Source organism: Nocardia sp. NPDC057663 (genome assembly GCF_042799895.1).
Taxonomy (GTDB): domain Bacteria; phylum Actinomycetota; class Actinomycetes; order Mycobacteriales; family Mycobacteriaceae; genus Nocardia.
Map to the genome: position 1 here is coordinate 971777 of NZ_JBHVHX010000001.1, position 13130 is coordinate 984906.

At 68.7% G+C, this 13130-nt stretch carries 11 protein-coding genes and 1 pseudogene; 3 read left to right on the forward strand and 9 right to left on the reverse strand.

The features are described from left to right. Positions 1-83: 83 nt before the first annotated feature. The 5 genes from ACFVAV_RS04600 to dnaK all read right to left on the reverse strand — a co-directional run bounded on the left by ACFVAV_RS04600 (position 84) and on the right by dnaK (position 5896). Complete coding sequence (locus ACFVAV_RS04600; RefSeq protein ID WP_379029818.1) at positions 84-1253, reverse strand: FAD-binding oxidoreductase; 1170 nt, start codon at positions 1251-1253, stop codon at positions 84-86. A gap of 616 nt (positions 1254-1869) precedes the next feature. After that, entirely contained in the window at positions 1870-2271 is a 402-nt protein-coding gene (locus ACFVAV_RS04605) for a heat shock protein transcriptional repressor HspR (RefSeq protein ID WP_379029821.1), read from the reverse strand. Then, positions 2271-3461, reverse strand: a complete 1191-nt coding sequence (gene dnaJ, locus ACFVAV_RS04610) for a molecular chaperone DnaJ (RefSeq protein ID WP_379029824.1) — start codon at positions 3459-3461, stop codon at positions 2271-2273. Before dnaJ ends, ACFVAV_RS04605 begins: the two co-directional genes overlap by 1 nt. A gap of 24 nt (positions 3462-3485) precedes the next feature. After that, the gene (gene grpE / locus ACFVAV_RS04615) at positions 3486-4055 is read right to left on the reverse strand and encodes a nucleotide exchange factor GrpE (RefSeq protein WP_379029826.1); all 570 of its coding nucleotides are present in this window, start codon (positions 4053-4055) and stop codon (positions 3486-3488) included. Beyond that, a complete protein-coding gene (dnaK, locus tag ACFVAV_RS04620) occupies positions 4052-5896 on the reverse strand; it encodes a molecular chaperone DnaK (protein ID WP_379029829.1) in 1845 nt (614 codons plus the stop codon). Before dnaK ends, grpE begins: the two co-directional genes overlap by 4 nt. Positions 5897-6253: 357 nt before the next feature. Here dnaK and ACFVAV_RS04625 point away from each other — a divergent pair, with 357 nt between their 5' ends. After that, a complete protein-coding gene (locus ACFVAV_RS04625; protein WP_379029832.1) occupies positions 6254-6535 on the forward strand; it encodes a hypothetical protein in 282 nt (93 codons plus the stop codon). Between the two features lie 73 nt (positions 6536-6608). Here the strand turns inward: ACFVAV_RS04625 and ACFVAV_RS04630 are convergent, their stop codons facing one another. Further along, positions 6609-8186, reverse strand: a complete 1578-nt coding sequence (locus tag ACFVAV_RS04630; RefSeq protein ID WP_379029835.1) for an MFS transporter — start codon at positions 8184-8186, stop codon at positions 6609-6611. Between the two features lie 84 nt (positions 8187-8270). Between ACFVAV_RS04630 and ACFVAV_RS04635 the strand changes: the two genes are divergently transcribed. Both ACFVAV_RS04635 and ACFVAV_RS04640 read left to right on the forward strand, forming a co-directional pair. Next, the gene (locus ACFVAV_RS04635) at positions 8271-8741 is read left to right on the forward strand and encodes a MarR family winged helix-turn-helix transcriptional regulator (protein ID WP_379029838.1); all 471 of its coding nucleotides are present in this window, start codon (positions 8271-8273) and stop codon (positions 8739-8741) included. Positions 8742-8825: 84 nt separating this feature from the next. Next, positions 8826-9128 carry a hypothetical protein gene (locus tag ACFVAV_RS04640; protein WP_379029841.1) on the forward strand — a complete coding sequence of 101 codons (303 nt, stop codon included), beginning with the start codon at positions 8826-8828 and terminating at the stop codon, positions 9126-9128. 29 nt (positions 9129-9157) lie between these two features. Here the strand turns inward: ACFVAV_RS04640 and ACFVAV_RS04645 are convergent, their stop codons facing one another. From ACFVAV_RS04645 to ACFVAV_RS04655, 3 genes and pseudogenes are all read right to left on the reverse strand, one after another. Then, positions 9158-10708 (reverse strand): dynamin family protein, encoded by a 1551-nt coding sequence (locus tag ACFVAV_RS04645; protein WP_379029844.1) that lies wholly within the window; start codon positions 10706-10708, stop codon positions 9158-9160. After that, a complete protein-coding gene (locus ACFVAV_RS04650) occupies positions 10705-12543 on the reverse strand; it encodes a dynamin family protein (protein WP_379029847.1) in 1839 nt (612 codons plus the stop codon). Before ACFVAV_RS04650 ends, ACFVAV_RS04645 begins: the two co-directional genes overlap by 4 nt. 17 nt (positions 12544-12560) lie before the next feature. Next, positions 12561-13130, reverse strand: a pseudogene (locus ACFVAV_RS04655) (hypothetical protein); the annotation flags it as partial.

The following is a 13130-nucleotide window of genomic DNA, read 5'->3' on the forward strand; positions in this document are numbered from 1 at the left end:
CCTCACTGTGATCATCCTCGTCAGACCACTCTAACCAGGACGAAGCAAACCGACAGTTCGATTCACGGTGCGGGGGTGCACACTCAGAACAGCGGGTCGTGGCGGATCGACTTGGCTTGGGTGCCCGCGGCCATCAGGCGGAACTTCGTGGTCTGCACCATCGACGGTGACCCGACGATCTGCACATCCCGATCCGCCCACGAGCCGTAACTGGCGACCACCTTGCCGATCTGGCCGGTCATCCGCGGTTCCAGGCCGGGGAGGTCGGCGTGCGGTTCCCCGGAATCGTAGAACCACCACGGGTTCTCGTCGCTCTCGGTGACGGGGGTGACCGACAGCCACTTGTTGGCCATCGCCAGCTGGCTCAGCACCTGCAGGTCGTAGAGGTCGCACGGATAGTGGCCGCCGACGAACAGGTGAACCTTCGGGTTGACCCGGCGCTGGGCCATCGCCATGATCTGGGCGCGCAGCGGCGCGATGCCGGTGCCGCAGCCGACCATCAGCATCTTGCGCTTGGTGTTGCGCGGCACGCCGAGGCCGCCGAGCGGCGAACCGAGCAGCCACTGGTCACCGACGTTGGTGTGCGAGACCATGGCCGGGCTGACCCAGCCGCCGAGCACACTGCGGACATGGAACTCGATCTCGCCGTTGGCGTTCGCCGGGTTGGCCGGGGAGAGGTAGCGCCACATCCGGGGCCGCGCGGGCACCTGCACGCTGAGGTACTGGCCCGCCGCGTACTGCATCGGCTGGTCGAGCTGGACGCGGATGACGGCCAGGTTGCGCAGCACCTCGCGGCGTTCGATCACGGTCGCCGACCACGCCGCGGGCGTCGTCTCCTTGTCGGCGGCGCTGATCATCGCGCCGCTGATGGTGGCCAGGCCCTCGTCCCAGGCGGTGGCGACCTCGTCGGTCCACATCTCGGTGCCGGCGAACTGGCGCATGGCCGACTTCAGCGAGTTGGCCACCGCGACATAGTGGGCGGGCTGCACACCGTACTTGCGGTGATCGCGCCCGAGCTGGGCAAGGAACGGAAGCAGCTTGTCCGGCTCTTCCAGCCGGTCGAGCGCGTAGGAGATCGCCTTGACGAGCCGGTCACGCTGGGAGTCCATGGCCGCCGGGAAGTAGTCACGGACACCTGGATACTCCGTGAACAGGATCGAGTAGAACGATCTGGCTAGCTTCTCGGGCCCACCGTCTTCCGCAGCAACCGCCTTGAACGTAGTACGGATCAAAGCGACAGTCCGCGAATCCATATGTGTCACAACCTCGTTTCGCCCATCGAACGCTAGCCGCGCCGGCGAGTGACGGGCTGGGAGGACACTCGTCAGCAGCCGATGCGAGAAGTCTAGGCGAGGTTTGCCAGCTTAGGAATCGTACTCTTAAACATCACGCATGTAATTCGTTATAAACCGGTTGGTACCTCATCAGTACCAGCTAAAAACATACCAGCAGACTGTTAATCACGGGTGAACATGACCAGACGCTTCCGTGATCTTCCCGGCGTTCGCGGCAACCGCAACTCAACGTGCCTGGTAGAGCGACCCTTCCGCTACGAACCCGGCACCCCCGGTCCGACGCGCCGTGCCACGACACGCGGAGAGGGAGTGTCGGAGTGGCTGGTCGAGCAGGGGGAAATAGCCTCCGATCGAGCCGAATTCAGCGTCCCTCCAGCAAACTTTCGTGATGGTCCCGAGATATATCCCCACCTCAGAGCCCTGCACCCCCGAGGTGCCCGGCCAAGATCACGAATAAATAGGTTGCTGAATAGTCACCAGTCGATCGCCGGTGGTTGACCGGGACACGAACGAGCCCCCGGCCCGCGTCCGCCGGAGCGGATCGTGAACCGGGGGCTCGCCGAATCGTGGAACCCTACCGCCGGTGCCGCGGCTGCCACACCACGAGCGCGGTGCTGCGCTGGGGCGGCGAGAGGTCGGGCCGGTAGCCCGCCCGCAACTGCTCCAGCTCCGCGCTCATCTCCTCGACGCGCTGCTGGAGCGCCTCGACCTGGTTGGTGAGCTCGATGATTCGCTTGATGCCCGCGAGGTTGACACCCTCGTCCTGCGACAGCCGCTGCACCTCGCGCAGCAGCTCGACGTCGCGGGTCGAGTAACGGCGCCCGCCACCCGAAGTGCGTTGGGGCGTGACCAAACCCAGCCGGTCATAGGTGCGCAACGTCTGCGCGTGCATACCCGCCAGCTGAGCCGCCACCGAGATCATGAAGAACTCGGCACGCGAGGTCCCACCCGACGCGGACTTCGGATCATCGGACATCAGGCACCCGCCCATCCTGCACGCGGATCGAAGCCACCGGACCTCTCCGCCTCCTGATAGCGCTTGAGCGCATCGGTGGCGTCGGAGTCCAGGTTCTGCGGAACCGCGACCTTCACCGTGACCAGCAGGTCACCGGCACCGCCCGCCGCGCCGCGCTTGGGCACACCACGACCGCGTACCCGCAGGATACGCCCGTCGGCAGTGCCCGGCGGCACCTTCACGCCGACCCGGCCGTCCAGCGTCGGCACGGAAACCGTTGTCCCCAGCACCAGTTCGCTGTAGCTCACCGGGAGCACCAGGGTCAGGTCGTCGCCCTGGCGGCCGAACACCTTGTCCTGGCTGACGTGCACGGTCACGTAGAGATCGCCCGAGGGCGCTCCACGCAGGCCCGCTTCGCCCTGCCCGGCCAACCGGATCTTCTGCCCGTCACTGACACCGGGCGGAATCCGGACGGTGATCGTGCGGGTGCGGTTCTGGATGCCGGTGCCCGAGCAGTCCGAGCACGGGTCGTCGATGATCGACCCGGTGCCGCGGCAGTCGTCGCAGGGCTCGCTGAAACCGAACGCGCCCTGATTACGGCTGACCACGCCGGAACCGTTGCAGTACGGACACACTCGCGGGCTGGTGCCCGGCTTGGCGCCGCTGCCGTGACACGTGGTGCACGGCGACGGACTGGTCATCCGCAGCGGAACGGTGACACCCTGGGCGGCCTCGCGGAAGCCCAGCGTCGTCTCGGTCTCCACATCGGCGCCACGGCGCGGACGGCTCGAACCGCGCGCGCCACCCCGGTTGAACAGCCCGCCCAGCAGATCGCCGAGCCCGCCGTCGCCCGCGGCGCCCGCGCCACCGGCCTGACCGAAGATGTCACCGATGTTGAAGTCCTGCGAGAAGCCGCCGCCGCCGGCACCGGGGTTGAACCCGCCGCCGTAGGCGCGCGCACCGCCGCCACCGCCCGCGAACAGGCGGCGCGTGTCGTCGTACTCCTTGCGCTTGGCCGGATCAGACAGCACGGCATTGGCCTCGCTGACCGCCTTGAACCGCTCCTCGGCCTTGGTGTCGCCCGGGTTGGAGTCCGGGTGCAGGTCACGAGCGAGCTTGCGGTAGGCCTTCTTGATCTCGTCCTGCGAGGCGCCGGAGGAGACACCCAGCTCCTTGTAGAAGTCCTTCTCGATCCACTCCCGTTGGCTCACCGGGCATCTCCTCCTCTCGCGTTCCTATTGGTCGTCGCCGTCGGCATCCGAATCCGATGCCCCCACGGCCTCGGCATCGGTTACCCCGACCAGCGCGTGCCGAAGCACCCGTTCGCCGAACCGATAGCCCTTGCGCATCACCACGCCGATGACCGGATCGGCGCCCGAACCCTCGTGCTGCACTGCCTCGTGCAGCGTCGGGTCGAACGACTCACCGACAGCGCCGAACTCGACGAGACCCTGCTTGGTCAGCGCGGTCTCGAGCTTGTCGGCGACGGCCTTGAGCGGGCCCGCGTCCAGGTCGCCGTGCGCCCTGGCGCGGTCGAGGTCGTCGAGCACACCGAGCAACTCGGTCACCACCGCGGCCTTGGCCGCGTCGATGTTGGCCTGACGATCCCGCTCGACCCGGCGGCGGTAGTTCGCGTATTCCGCGGTCAACCGCTGCAGGTCGGCGGTGCGCTCGGCCAGCTCGTCGCTGACCGGCGCCTCCACCTCGCCGTCGGAGGAGGGCTCCGCCACCTCGGCGGCGGAGTCCGTCTCGGTGTCTTCGACGATGTCTTCGATCAGCTCCTGCTCGGAGTTGGCCTCGGTCACTTCTTCTCCGTGTCCACCGGCTCGTCGACGACCTCGGCGTCGACGACGCCGTCATCATCGGCAGGACCAGCGCCGTTGCCCTCGGCAGCGGCGTCGGCGGCCTGCGACTCGTAGAGCGCCTGGCCCAGGGCCTGCGACTCGGTCGCCAGCTTCTCCACGGCGGTCTTCACCGCGGCGATGTCGGTGCCGGCCAGCGCGGACTTCGCCTCGGCGATGGCCTCTTCGACCTTCGTCTTGGCGTCGGCCGGGACCTTGTCGGCGTTCTCGGCGATGAACTTCTCGGTCTGGTGGACCAGCGACTCGGCCTGGTTGCGGGTCTCGGCCTCCTCGCGGCGGGCCTTGTCCTCGGCGGCGTGCGCCTCGGCGTCCTTGACCATCCGGTCGATCTCTTCCTTGGACAGGCCGGAGCCGTCCTGGATCTTGATCTTGTTTTCCTTGCCGGTGCCCTTGTCCTTGGCGGTCACGTGCACGATGCCGTTGGCGTCGATGTCGAAGGTGACCTCGATCTGCGGCACGCCACGCGGGGCCGGGGGCAGGCCGGTCAGCTCGAAGGAGCCGAGCAGCTTGTTGTGCGAGGCGATCTCGCGCTCACCCTGGAAGACCTGGATCTGCACGGACGGCTGGTTGTCGTCGGCCGTGGTGAAGGTCTCGGACCGCTTGGTCGGGATGGTGGTGTTGCGCTCGATGAGCTTGGTCATCACGCCGCCCTTGGTCTCGATGCCCAGCGACAGCGGGGTGACATCGAGCAGCAGGACGTCCTTGACCTCACCCTTGAGCACACCGGCCTGCAGGGCGGCGCCGACGGCGACGACCTCGTCCGGGTTCACGCCCTTGTTCGGCTCACGGCCGCCGGTCAGTTCCTTGACCAGGTCGGAGACGGCGGGCATACGGGTGGAGCCACCGACGAGCACGACGTGGTCGATGTCGGCCACGTTGATGCCGGCGTCCTTGATCACGGACTGGAACGGCGCGCGGGTGCGATCCAGCAGATCGGAGGTGATCTTCTGGAACTCGGCGCGGGTCAGCTGCTCGTCGAGGAACAGCGGGTTCTTGTCCGCGTCGACGGTGATGTAGGGCAGGTTGATCGAGGTCGACTGGCTGGAGGACAGCTCGATCTTCGCCTTCTCGGCGGCTTCACGCAGACGCTGCAGCGCCATCTTGTCCTTGGTCAGGTCGATGCCCGAGCTGGCCTTGAACTTGTCGACCAGCCAGGTGACGACGCGCTCGTCCCAGTCGTCACCACCGAGGTGGTTGTCACCGGAGGTCGCGCGGACCTCGACGACGCCCTCGCCGATTTCCAGCAGCGAGACGTCGAAGGTGCCGCCACCGAGGTCGAAGACCAGGATGGTCTGCTCTTTGTCGCCCTTGTCCAGGCCGTACGCGAGCGCGGCCGCGGTGGGCTCGTTGACGATGCGCAGCACGTTCAGGCCGGCGATCTGGCCGGCTTCCTTGGTGGCCTGACGCTGGGCGTCCTCGAAGTAGGCGGGGACGGTGATGACCGCGTCGGTGATCTCCTCACCGAGGTAGGCCTCGGCGTCGCGCTTCAGCTTCATCAGCGTGCGCGCGGAGATTTCCTGCGAGGTGTACTTCTTGCCATCGATCTCGGTGCTCCAGTCGGTGCCGACGTGGCGCTTGACCGAGCGGATGGTGCGGTCGACGTTGGTGACGGCCTGGTTCTTCGCGGGCTGCCCGACGAGCACCTCACCGTTCTTCGCGAACGCGACGATCGAGGGGGTGGTGCGCGAGCCTTCCGAGTTCGCGACGACGACCGGCTCGCCGCCTTCGAGAACGGCGACGACAGAGTTCGTAGTCCCGAGGTCGATTCCGACCGCACGAGCCATAGTGATTTCCTCCTGTTTGACGTACTGAGTTGTCGTACTCAGTGCAACTTTCTCAGCAACGCTGAGCGCAGTGGGCTCAATCCTGCCCTCGCGGGGCGCCGGGCGTCAACCCGAACTTGAGTCCGATGCGCTCAACATCGTTGATCAGCACAACCAGTAGCTGCGACGATTCATTCCCGCCGCCCGAAAAAATCTTCCCGACCCCTCGGCCATTCTTGCCACGACTGCGCTCAACTGCGGCGCGACGCGGGATCGTGACGGATCGCTCATGGCGACCGGGCACTGGTCGGATCGTGGCCCGTTGCCCCGAATATTGGGGGCGGCCGATGGGTACGCCCGCAGGATAGCTTCGGAGTCATGCGTGCATCGAAGAGCAGTATTCAGTGGAAGCGCGGGGTCGGCGGGGCCGTCCTCGCCGCTGCCGTGGTCGGCGGGCTGATGACGGGCGCGGGGAACGCGGCGGCCGCCGACGGGCACGTCGGTGTCGCCGTCGCCGACGACGGGTGCACGTTCTCTTCCGTCGGCGGATCGTGCAGCGATCCGGGGCCGGTGGGGCATGCGCTGATCGCGGTGCGGGAGTTCGCCAAGAGCCTGGGGTACGGGACCGGCAGTTCCTCGGGGACCGCGTACTTCCTCTGAGTTTCGACACGACGCGGTTGCCGCGGGCCGATGTGCCCGCGACAACCGCGTCTGTGCGAGAAATCCTGTTCCGCTAGCCGTTTCGCGCCGGTTTGACGAATGCGGTTGTCGCCAGGGCGAGTACGAGTAGGCCCGCGCACAGGTAGCTCGACACCTCGATACCTGCCGCCATGGCTGCCCGGGCCGCCTCGGCGATGGGGAGTGCGTGCGGGTCCTCGGCGAGGGCTGGGATCACCGATCCGGCGCTGTCGGTGACGGTCGAGGCCAGCCGGTGTACCTCGGCTTCGGACAGGTCCGCGTCGGCCAGGCGGTCGCGCAGGCCGGTGCCGAGGGTGCTGAAGAAGACGGTGGTGAGGACCGCGATACCGAGCGCCGAGCCGAGTTCGCGTGCGGCGCTCTGGATTCCCGAGCCCTGGCCCGCGCTCTCGGCGGGCACGTCGGCGAGCACGACATTGGTGACCTGGGCGGTGGCGAAGCCGACGCCGATGCCGTAGACGAACAGGGCGACGGCGATCGACCACCAGCTGCTGTCGGCCGCGGCGAACAGGCCGAGCAGCGCGAGACCGGCGGCTTCCAGCAGCAAGCCGATCCTGACCTGGCCCAGCGCCGAGACCGACGCCGTCATCGAGAAGCTCGCGCCGCTGGCGACGAAACTGCCGATCGCGAGCGGCACCAGCGCCAGACCCGCCTGCAGCGCGGTGTAGTCGAGCGCGAACTGCATCCACAGCGGTAGGACCGCGATGATGCCGAACTCGCCGAGGCCGACGAGCAGGGTCACCACATTGCCCTTGCGGAACGAGTCGATGGCGAACAGCCGCACATCGAGCAGGGGCTGCTCGTCCGCGCTGCCGAGCCGCGCCTGCCTGCGCCAGAACAGCCCGAGGGTCGGCACCGCAATGGCGAGCGCGACGAATACCGGGGATGGTCCGCTGCGCCAGGCGAATTCACCGATGGTCAGCGGTTCGGTGACGATCAGCCACCCGTAGTGACGACCTTCGATCAGGGCGAACGCGAGCAGGCCGAGGCCGAGCGCCGACAGCGCGGCACCGACCCAATCCACGCGGCCCGCGGAGCTCGACGACACCGGGAGATAGATCAGCACCGCGGCCATGATCAGGGCCACCATCGGGATGTTGATGCCGAAGGCCCAGCGCCAGGAGAAGTCGGCGAGCCAGCCGCCGAGCAGCGGGCCGACCGCGGCGGCCGCACCGATCGTGGAACCCCAGATCGCGAAGGCCTGCCCGCGCGCCTTCCCGGTGAAGGCGGCATTCACCAGGGCCAGTGAGGTCGGCAGGATCATCGCCCCGCCGACGCCTTGCAGGAAGCGCGCCGCGATCAGCAGACCGCCGCTCGGCGCGAGCGCGGCGAGCAGGCTGGTCACGCCGAAGACGACGAGACCGATCAGGAACAGTTTGCGGGCGCCGTAGAGGTCACTGAGTCTGCCGGTGAGCAGCAGTAGCGCCGCGAAGACGATCGCGTAGGACTCCTGGATCCATTGCGCCTGAATCGAGGTGATCGCCAGGTCGTCGACGATCGGCGCGACGATCACGTTCACGATCGTCAGGTCGACCACGATCAACGCGACGCCGAGCGATACGGCGATCAGTCCCAGCCACAACCGCAGCGGTGGGGTCTCGGTTTCGGTCTGCAATTTACCTCCATCATCAAGTTACTTTATGATGAAGCTAAATGTCAGGCGGTAGGTTGTCAATCGGACGGCGAACGAGAGGACGACATGGCGAAGCAGGCATCCGGCGATGTCGCGACGGGGCGGCAGCGGCTCGCCGCCGGGCTCATCGACTACGGCGCGAGCTTCACCGAACTCGGCCGCCGGTTCGCCGAGACCCTCGGCGTGCACTCGACCGACGCCTTCGCGCTGATGGAGATCGCCGCCGCCGAGGCGGCAGGCACTCCGCTGTCCCCCGCACTGCTCGGCAAGCGGATCACCCTGACCTCGGGGGCGATGACCACCCTGATCAACCGGCTCGAGCAGGCGGGATACGTCACTCGCAGCCGCGAGCACACCGACCGGCGGGTGGTGACATTGCGGTGCAGCGCGCAGGCGCGCCGCCTCGCCGACGAGTTCTTCCACACGGTCAATGCCGCGCAGGACGCGATCCTGGCCGAATACTCGCCGGAGCAGCTCGAGCAGTTCGAGGCACTGATCGCGCGGCTACGAGCGACGATGGACGGGTCGTCCGCGTAGGTTTGGGCATCGTCACGGTACGAAACCGGCTAAGGTGCGCCCGGAAGACATTGCGACTCACCGTTTCACTGCGAAAGGAAGAGTATGCACACCGTTGATCTTCTCGTCGTCGGCCGCGGTCAGAGCGTGGTCGACACCTCCATCACCTACATCGGCGACCTCGGCTACCGCGCCCTCGGCACCACCCTCGACGAGGAAGCGCTGGATATCCTCGACCGCGAGCAGGTTCGCCTGCTCGTCATCGGCGGCGGGGTCGAGACGGAATCACGAAAGACGCTGGCGGCCAAGGCCGATGAGCGGGAAACCACCGTGGTCGCGGCGGAGCGAGCCGGGCGTGGGGTGGAGCAGTACCTCGCCGAGGAGATCGTGCCGGTGCTGCGGGGTTAGAACCTGAACCTGCCGTCGGCCGCAGACAGTCAGCGGGGTAGTTCGGACAGGACTCCTTCTGCGCTGCGGGCGGCGGCTCGGCAGGCGGTGGCGGTGGACTGGTCGGCCAGGGGGTGGGCGGCTCGGGCTCGCCAGGTGCGGACGGCGGTGAAGGCTGCGGTGCGCAGGGTGTTCGGGTCGGCCTCGGCGGGGAGGCCGAGGCGAAGGTGTGGTGCCACGCCGGTGCCGCCGAGGATGCGGTGCAGGTCGGCGAGTACCGGTGGGGGGAGGGGCAATTCGTCGGTGCGCAGGCGGCCGAGGAGGCGGAGTTCGGTGAAGCCGTGTACGTCGGCGAGGCGGGCGCGGACACGGGGCAACAGTCGGTCGGCCTCGGTGCCGGGATAGGCCGACAGGATCCGGTTCAGGGTGCTCAGCGCCGAATGAGCCTTCAGTTCTTCTGCGCGCTGGCCGAATTGGATCTCCAATACCGAACGCAATTCCTCGATGCCGCTGCGTGCGGCCAATTCGGCTGCCAGCGAAGACGAATCACGGACGCCGAGGCGGATCAGCATGGTGGCCATGCGGATTCCGAACAGGCCGAAGCGATCCGCCAGTTGCGCGCGCAGTTCGGGGGCGACCGGCAAGGCGATGTCGGCGCGGGCGAACCGGTCCGCCGAGAGCAGGGCGATGCCGAGGTCCTCCGCGGGGACCGTGGACAGCGCCTCGAACGCCGCGAATTCCGGCTGCCGCAGTGTCGACGCGGCGAAGGCGAGCAGGCCGGCCACCGGAATCACCGCCTGGCACAAGCCCGTTCGCTCCAGTTCGCCGGCGAACCGGGCGGCCACATCGCGGGCCGAATGCAGCGCGTCGATGCGGCCCGCACCGATCTCGTCGGCGCGCGACACCACCCCGATCACGCCGAGCGGCCCAGCGCCACCGGCACCAGCGCCGATCTGCTCGAGAAAGCTCACGTCGGTGGCGTCGAGGCGACGCAGCAGGTAGACGACGGCGTCGGCGCCGGGCGCCGAGATCGCCGACCGGCCGCCTTCGGCGCCGGCGGGAGTGAGCAGACGCGCGGTGCGTAGCGAGACCTCGCGCGACAGCGACGAGGTGCCGGGAGTGTCGATGATCGTCGTCTGCGCCAGGGCGGCCGACGGCCAGCCGACCTCGAGGTGGTCCACCTCGCGCGGGCCGTACGCATCCCAGCTCAGGGCGCTCAGGTCGAAGGTGAGGCCGTGCGCGCCACTGCCGCGCCGCACGATCACATTGGCCCGGGAACCGTCGGCGGCGTGCGCGGTGACGGTGGGGGTGGCGCCGTCGCGGTACCAGGTGACGACCCGGGTGCACTCGGTGGCATCGGTCGGGGCGACGGCTTGGCCGACCAGTGCGTTCAGCAGCGTCGACTTGCCTGCCTTGATCGAACCGGCCAGCGCTACCCGCAGCGGCTCACGCAATCGGAATTCGCAGTCGGCCAGCAGCGTGCGCGCGTACTCGTCACGACCGAATACCCGCGCCGCCGCGCCGACCAGCTCGTGCGCCTCGGCCAGGATCCTGGGTGCGGCCTGACCGCCGGGCGCGGCGGTGTCGAAACGGTGGGTCACCCAGATACCGTACCGTCGGCCCGTCCTGGTTCGAGTTGCATCGATTCCGCGTAGCGACGCAGCTCGGCGACCGCGTTCAGCTGGCGTTCGAGCACGGCGGTGCGCTCGGCGCGGTGCGTAGCCGCCATCGCCGCCGCTTCCTGGGCGGCGCGCAGGGAGGCGTCGATCGAGCGCAGGCTGCGCTCGGCGACCCCGGCGAAGTGATCGCGCAGAGCACGGTGGATGCGATGCAGGCGGTCCTTGGTGTCCTTGGCCGCCTGGAACGCCAGGTCGTCGAGGAAGCGGCGCACCTCGGCGTTGGCTTCGATGCGGCGGCGCGCCAGCCGGGCGGTCTTGTCGTCGCGGTAGGCCTTGCCGCCGACGATCAGGCCCGCGCCCAGGGAGATCGGGTTCAGCATCGCCAGGCCGGCGAAGGTGGTGGCGAGGCCGATCATCAGCACGCCACCGTAGGAGCCGCGCATGCCGACCAGCACCTTGCTCGTGAAACCGATGTCCGGCTCCAGGTCGGCCAGGGAACCCGAGCTCGCGAGGCTGCTCTCATCGTCCATCCCGGCATGCACCTCGGGCAGGTCGACCGCGCCGACCTCGTTGAAGTGATCCGCGATGCGTTCGGCCAGCAGTTCCGCGCGACGGTGGGTCAGCAGGAGGTTATCGCCGAGCGCGGTATCGACGCTGCCGGACAGCCATTCGGCGATCGCGCCCCAGTGCCTGCCTGGGTCGTTCTCGTCGATCCATTCCTGGCCGGTGCGGGCGATGCCGCGCAGGCGGTCGCGTAGGTCGTGGTCGACGTCGCCGACGAGGTCGGTGATGCCGTCGGCGAGCGTCTGCTGCCAGCTCGCGGTTCGCCGCTGCAGTGCCTCGGCGGCGGCGCGCGCGGACTGGAGCTCGTCGACCGCGGCCGAGCCGAGCGCGGGGTCGCGCAGTGCGACCAGTTCGCTGCCCAGGGCCAGTGCCAAATGCTCTGCCGCCGAATGTAGTTCGCGTGCCACCGCTTGCCGGGTTACGGCCTGGTCGCGGGCGACGACCCGGTCTCGGAGGAAACCGAACAGCACGCCGAACCCCGACTCCAGGCCCAGCTGCGCGTCCTGCAGGCGCAGGGCGTGTGCGCGCAGTAGTGCCGACACCGGGATCAGGGCGACGTCGGCTTCGGCGCGGGTCAGATGGGTTCGGTCGGCCTCGAGTACCCGGTGCCAGTGCGGATACAGGTCGGTTTTGGTGAGCAGGACGGCGACCGTGGGGCAGAGTTCGCGGATCTGCCGGACGAAGGTGAGCTCGGGTTCGGTGAGCTCGGTCGAGGCGTCGGAGAGCACGAGCACCGCGTCGGCGGCCGCAGCGAGACCGAGAACGCCTGCGGCACAAGCGCTTCCGTGGCCACCGACACCGGGGGTGTCGATCAGGACGATGCCGTCGGCCAGCAGCTGGTTGGGCAGCTCGGCCTCGATCCGCACGATCTGCCTGCCCTGGGCCAGCGGGCTGCGCGGATCCACGACGCCGATCTCGTCGAACGGGATCTCCACCCGCGCATCCTCGGTGCCGGGCGCGGCGAGCACCAGATACGCCCGCTGCTGCGCGCCGTAGGACAGCTGCAACGGGAGCACGGTGGTCGTGTCGTCGCCGACCTGGCACACGTCGAGCCCGAGCAGCGCGTTCACGAACCGGCTCTTGCCCTGACCGAGCTGGCCGGTGACGACGATGCGGTGCCGCGGATCGCGCACCCGCTCGGTGACCTTCTCCAGGCGCCCGACCAGATCGTCGCGGCCTGCGGCGCGGGCCGCTGCGACGGTGTCGGCCAACACCGTCGTCAGCGGCACCGCATTCGGTGCGAGAGTCCCCATCGCAGCGCCCGTTTCGCTCAGTGGAACAGTCCGTCGGTGTGCACGTCGGCACCGGTCTCGGCGACAGTACTCGACTCGCCGAACAGCGACGCCTCGCCACCGCCGAGGCTCGAGCCGTGCAGGCCGGAACCGAACGCGCTCGACACGTCGACCGAGGACCAGGTGTCGGCCGCGGTGGTGACCGCGCCCTGGGTGGTGGCGCCGAGGGTACCGGAGGCGTCGGCCTGGGCCGTCGAGGTCCCGGCGAATTCGCCGGTCGCGGTGGTGCCGGCCTGCGTCGCACCGTCCACGGTGCTGCCGAGTCCGCCGGCGATCTGCGTGCCGCCGGTCACCGTGCTCGACAGACCCGCGTCGCCGAATCCGCCGAGGCCGGTCTCGAGGCCGGTGCCCGCCTGCGCGCCACCGGTTGCGGAACCGGCGAGGCCGGTCTCCAGGCCGGTGCCTGCCTGGGCGCCACCGGTTGCGGAACCGGTGAGGCCGGCGCCGGTTTCTATGGCACCGCCCAAACCTGCTTGCGCGCCACCGGCAGCGGAACCAGCCAAGCCCGCGCCGGTGTCTACGGCACCGCCCAGACCAGCCTGCGCACC

Excerpts from the sequence above, each read along its gene's own strand:
- ACFVAV_RS04600 (WP_379029818.1), bottom strand. The coding sequence starts at position 1,253 with ATGGATTCGCGGACTGTCGCTTTGATCCGTACTACGTTCAAGGCGGTT.
- ACFVAV_RS04605 (WP_379029821.1), bottom strand. The coding sequence starts at position 2,271 with ATGTCCGATGATCCGAAGTCCGCGTCGGGTGGGACCTCGCGTGCCGAG.
- dnaK (WP_379029829.1), bottom strand. The coding sequence starts at position 5,896 with ATGGCTCGTGCGGTCGGAATCGACCTCGGGACTACGAACTCTGTCGTC.
- ACFVAV_RS04625 (WP_379029832.1), top strand. The coding sequence starts at position 6,254 with ATGCGTGCATCGAAGAGCAGTATTCAGTGGAAGCGCGGGGTCGGCGGG.
- ACFVAV_RS04635 (WP_379029838.1), top strand. The coding sequence starts at position 8,271 with ATGGCGAAGCAGGCATCCGGCGATGTCGCGACGGGGCGGCAGCGGCTC.
- ACFVAV_RS04640 (WP_379029841.1), top strand. The coding sequence starts at position 8,826 with ATGCACACCGTTGATCTTCTCGTCGTCGGCCGCGGTCAGAGCGTGGTC.
- ACFVAV_RS04650 (WP_379029847.1), bottom strand. The coding sequence starts at position 12,543 with ATGGGGACTCTCGCACCGAATGCGGTGCCGCTGACGACGGTGTTGGCC.